The following is a 4,524-nucleotide window of genomic DNA, read 5'->3' on the forward strand; positions in this document are numbered from 1 at the left end:
ATGGAGAGAATCTCGTGGAATTCACTCCCCGACATGATTTGCAGAGGTTGAACGACAACTGACCCATAGCCTTCATCAGCTAATTTTGCCAGAGCTGACATGGGACTGTCGATACTTACGCCATCCCGTTCTTTCAGAATATTCCGGATGGTTCGTGAACCATAGCTCAACACCACAGTTTGTTCGGGAAATGCTTGTTGGGCTGCTTTTACCACGTTTTCAATGGAAACAGCAGCTTCATGGTAGGACGTTCCAAAAGCAGCGATGAGTATAGCTGATTTTTCTTGCTGCTCGGCAGCATAAACTTGAAAGCTAGTTAAAACCAATACCACCACCACCAACAAAATAAAAAATATCGTGTTTTTCCAAATCATTGCTTTGACCTCCCTTATGAATTAAATAATATTGGTTCTTTCTTCACCCGGGGGATCAAGCAAAAAAATAAATCGACTTTTGTCTCTCGCAAAAGCCGACATTTCCTTGATTCCTCGGGTTGGTATCCTGACTTGAAGGCGCATCCTACTCGGTTCTCCTTCCCAGCTTTATTCGCCAGTGGTTTTTTGAACCTTTCGTTCCTTCTTACAGTGGCGGGACCGCACCGGATTTTCACCGGTTTCCCAGTCTCCCGTGGAAGAATGCTATTCAATTGTCTACTGGTATGAATCTTAGTTTAAATAATTTAATTTTGCAAGGAAAAATGATCTATTATTGAAAAAATTTTATTGTTTGGTTTTCTTTAAAATGATACTTGAGAAATATCCATAGTGTTCGTATGCGGTTTTATGATTTAAATCCTGAATCATTTCTTGATCGGTTCCTATTTCGCAACAGATCTTTCGAACTGAAAACTCTCTGGTTAGCAATTCTAATTCAGCTAAATTTGAAATTTGATTGATTTTATAAATAATCACAGTATCGCTTAAATCTAAAAACAAAGCTATCATTTCATGGTTTGCCTCACCGGTAATAACTGATAAGGCTTGGTTTTTTCCCACTGCCGGAATCTGAAGGTGAGATAGAGCTAATTGATAAGCACTTAAACCAGGAATAATATCAATTTTAATTTCAGGATATTGTTCTTGCAAAAATTGATGGAGCTGAAAATAACTGGAATATAAAAAATGATCTCCAATAATGAGAAAAGCCGCTTGATCGTAAAGTTTTAACTTGGTCATCATCGAATCAACATTCGATTGGATAATTTCTGAAAATCGAGGATTGGAGAAATAAGGAAAATACAACGGAACAATTGAGGTACTTTTTGAGATGTAGGGAAGAGCAGTATGATAAGCTCGACTGGATAAATCACTTTTCATCGAAGGGACAAAAATCAATCGGCTGCTTTCAATAACCTTCTTTGCTTTCACGGTAACCAGTTCAGGATCTCCAGGGCCGAGACCAACCACAGACAGTTTCAAAGAGTATACCCCCTATCAGTAATGAGATATTCTCCAAGGCGTTTGTTTCTTAGCCCTCCAATAATCAACAGCGTGTTCATGTCAAGATTGGAATGAATTAGTTGTTGGAGCTGGACGAATTCCTTGGTCCCATCTTTTTTAATGATGGCCACGTTGGTTTCTAATCCGCGATTTTGTTGAACGATATCAACCAGCTCTTCAATTTTTTGAGAACGATCCTTTTTAACTAAGTTATAGACTACGATTGGAAGCTCAGTTTGAGCAAGGAGTTGAAGATTGGTGGTAATGCTATCCCAGCCAATTAAGTAATCACTCAGACTGATAACACAAAAACCATTAACCAACGGTGATCCAATCAGAGAAGCTCCCCACAAGGCTGCAGTAATTCCGGGAACGATGCGCCATGGAATGTTTTCTTGGATTGCCAGTTCCACCCCCGGAGCTGTCATTCCAAACACCCCTGAATCGCCACTGCTGATTACCGCTACCCGATTTCCTTTTTTAACCAATTCAATTGCTTTTTTTACCCGCTGGATTTCTTCCCCCATCTTGGTACAAATCGATAGGATGCGGTTTTGATAACGAAATGGCACCATTTTTAAATAGGTTTCATACCCAATGATCAAGTCACTTTCTTCAAGAGCTTGTATGGCTTGGATTGTCATCAGGTTGGGCTGACCGGGTCCGATTCCAATAAACGTTAAACTTCCCTGAGGTTTCCAAGGGAGTCGTCCCAAAGCAAAGGTCATATCGGGATAGACGGTTTTTCCCACTAAAATCTCAGCACCACGAATAATCAACGACGGTTCAGATAAACCGGGAATTTTTAAATGTTTTTGGGCACAAGGAGAATGAAAATCCCCGGTAACATTCTTTAATTGATCTGGTGAATATCCGGTAATTTTGATTGACTTACTTTGAACCAAGGGGAGAAGCGAAGGAACTTTTCGGTCAAGAGTGAGGACCTCAGCTACCGAAAGGTGGGAATATTTATTTTTTTCAATAAAATCATGGTAAAACTCTTCAAATATTTCGATGGAAAACTGTTTTCGAAATCCAGTTCCGATTACTAAAGAGCGAGGTCGCACAAAAACCGCTTTTGGGCAAAAAGAAATCCGGTCGGTTAGATATAAAAAGGGTTCTTGGGGAAATTGGTGATGAGATGATTGAATTTGGTAACCGGGGAAATAAGGTGGCGAAAAGGATTCATCAAAACAAAAGGGAATAATTTCGCCCTCTATCAGACGACTTTGAATGGTTTTTAGAAGATAATGAGGATCTTCAATTTGGCAATCCAATCGTTCGGCGATCTCTTCTGGACTGAGATAACCGCAGGCCTCGGTTCCAGTCGTAATCACCGGTATGAGTTGAAGCTGCTCAGCAATTAAACGGCAGAGGGTATTCATGGAACGGGAATGGCCTCCGTTCACCACGATACAGAAATTGGCAGCTCCATCAATGACGATGATTCCCGGATCGGTCCGTTTGTTTTTGAGAAAGGGCGCGGTCAATCGAGTAGCAATTCCAAGGCTTCCTATAAAAATTAAGACGACATCAGTTTCCCATTTTTCCTGAAGGTTTTTTTGGGAATTTTTCCAAGCTTCGACGAATTGCGCTGGTTGCAAAAAATCCAAATTGGCAATATTTTTTGCCAAGAGGGCATAGTGTTTATGAAAAGGGAAGATGACGGTTTTCATTTATCCAATCTCCATAAAGATATGATCGAAAGTGCTCCGAATGATTTAAAAAAGGTCCAATCAGAAGCGTTGCAGAACGGTGAATCCCAGCCTCTTTCACTGCTTGAGTAATTTTTTCCAAGGTGCTCTGAATAATACGTTCATCCGGCCAGGTTACTCGATAAGCACAGATTATTGGGGTCTCTATTGGATATATTTTTGATAATTCTTCAACCACCTGATCGATAAATCCAATGCTGAGGAGGATGACCATCGAGGTTCGATGAGCTGCCAGGGTTGAAAGCTGTTCGCTTTCTGGTACAGGAGTTTGTCCGCCCATTCGAGTAATGATCAGAGTTTGAGTCCCATGGGGAAGAGTGTATTCTTTTTTAATCCTGGAAGCTACTGCACCGACCGAAGACACACCGGGTATGACTTGATAGCTGATGCCGCGGTTATCTAATTCATTCATTTGTTCCTGGATTGCTCCATAAAGGGAAGGGTCTCCCGAATGAAGTCGAATAACAAGGTGATTTTGAGCGACTTCTTGGACCATATAATCGATGATTTCTTCGAGCGTATGGGTTGAGCTGTCAACTAATTTCGTCTGAGGAGAACATACTTTTAGAATGCCATGGTTTATCAAAGAACCGGCATAGATAACACAATCGGCTTTTTCTAAAAGCTTTTTCCCTTTTAGGGTTATGAGTTCAGGATCTCCTGGTCCTGCTCCGACAAAATAGACCGGGGTCATGATTTAACTGCCTTGATAAAAAAAATGGGATTGAGCGATTTCATCATCAAGTTTTTATCATTGGGATCAATCCGGGATATACTTTGCTGAAAAATCGATAAAGACTGAAAAGGATTATTTTTTATCAGATTTATCCCCTCAGTCACATGCAAAAGAGATAGAGCAGTCATAACCAAGATTCCTCCTTTTTTTAATACTTTAGAACTATTATCGATAATCGAGGAAAGAGAACCTCCACTTCCTCCAATAAAAATGCGATCGAAGAGCTTTTGGGGAATGTCGTTCGGTGCTGTACTATGGATACATTGAACATTATCAATCCTAAAACGCTCACAGTTTTGCTGGATGAGCTGACAGGCTTCTTGATTTTTTTCCAGAGAAAATAAAATACCTTCGGATATCCGTCGAGCAATATCAATGGTAATGCCACCTGAACCGCCACCTATTTCCAGTACAGTCATGGCTGGTGAGAGCTCCAGTAATGAACAAACCATCATTCGGGTCTCTTTTTTTGAAAAAGGGATATTGGTGCGAATATAATCCTCGTCCTCAAAAAAACCGATCCCTTTTCTCTCTCCCGGGGAAAGGTAAATGAGGGCAAGATCGCTTTGGGAAAGGTGAGTACTGCAGAGTTCTTGAACAGTACCCGATTGGATGAATTCCCCCGGAAGAGACA

6 protein-coding genes and 1 riboswitch are annotated in these 4,524 nt (G+C 40.8%); all 6 genes read right to left on the reverse strand.

Annotated features, from left to right (window positions below):
* Window positions 1-374: sirohydrochlorin cobaltochelatase (locus tag PLK24_RS08680; RefSeq protein ID WP_324478228.1), on the reverse strand; the 374-nt coding region annotated here is incomplete at its 3' end.
* A 21-nt stretch (window positions 375-395) separates the two neighbouring features.
* On the reverse strand, window positions 396-518 hold the full coding sequence (locus PLK24_RS08685) for a hypothetical protein (protein ID WP_324478230.1): 123 nt from the start codon (window positions 516-518) through the stop codon (window positions 396-398).
* A riboswitch (cobalamin riboswitch) is annotated at window positions 475-644 on the reverse strand. Its footprint overlaps the gene before it by 44 nt.
* Before the next feature lie 75 nt (window positions 645-719).
* Window positions 720-1,418 carry a precorrin-2 C(20)-methyltransferase gene (locus tag PLK24_RS08690; RefSeq protein ID WP_324478232.1) on the reverse strand — a complete coding sequence of 233 codons (699 nt, stop codon included), beginning with the start codon at window positions 1,416-1,418 and terminating at the stop codon, window positions 720-722.
* The gene (locus PLK24_RS08695; protein ID WP_324478234.1) at window positions 1,415-3,115 is read right to left on the reverse strand and encodes a cobalamin biosynthesis protein; all 1,701 of its coding nucleotides are present in this window, start codon (window positions 3,113-3,115) and stop codon (window positions 1,415-1,417) included. The genes PLK24_RS08690 and PLK24_RS08695 overlap by 4 nt, the downstream gene beginning before the upstream one ends.
* Window positions 3,087-3,848 carry a precorrin-4 C(11)-methyltransferase gene (gene cobM, locus PLK24_RS08700; RefSeq protein ID WP_324478236.1) on the reverse strand — a complete coding sequence of 254 codons (762 nt, stop codon included), beginning with the start codon at window positions 3,846-3,848 and terminating at the stop codon, window positions 3,087-3,089. Before cobM ends, PLK24_RS08695 begins: the two co-directional genes overlap by 29 nt.
* Window positions 3,845-4,524 (reverse strand): precorrin-6Y C5,15-methyltransferase (decarboxylating) subunit CbiT (gene cbiT, locus PLK24_RS08705; RefSeq protein ID WP_324478238.1); only part of this gene is annotated, 680 nt, incomplete at its 5' end. The genes cobM and cbiT, both read right to left, overlap by 4 nt.

The organism is Atribacter sp. (assembly GCF_035418125.1).
Lineage (GTDB): Bacteria > Atribacterota > Atribacteria > Atribacterales > Atribacteraceae > Atribacter > Atribacter allofermentans.

Excerpts from the sequence above, each read along its gene's own strand:
- PLK24_RS08685 (WP_324478230.1), bottom strand. The coding sequence starts at position 518 with ATGCGCCTTCAAGTCAGGATACCAACCCGAGGAATCAAGGAAATGTCG.
- cobM (WP_324478236.1), bottom strand. The coding sequence starts at position 3,848 with ATGACCCCGGTCTATTTTGTCGGAGCAGGACCAGGAGATCCTGAACTC.
- PLK24_RS08695 (WP_324478234.1), bottom strand. The coding sequence starts at position 3,115 with ATGAAAACCGTCATCTTCCCTTTTCATAAACACTATGCCCTCTTGGCA.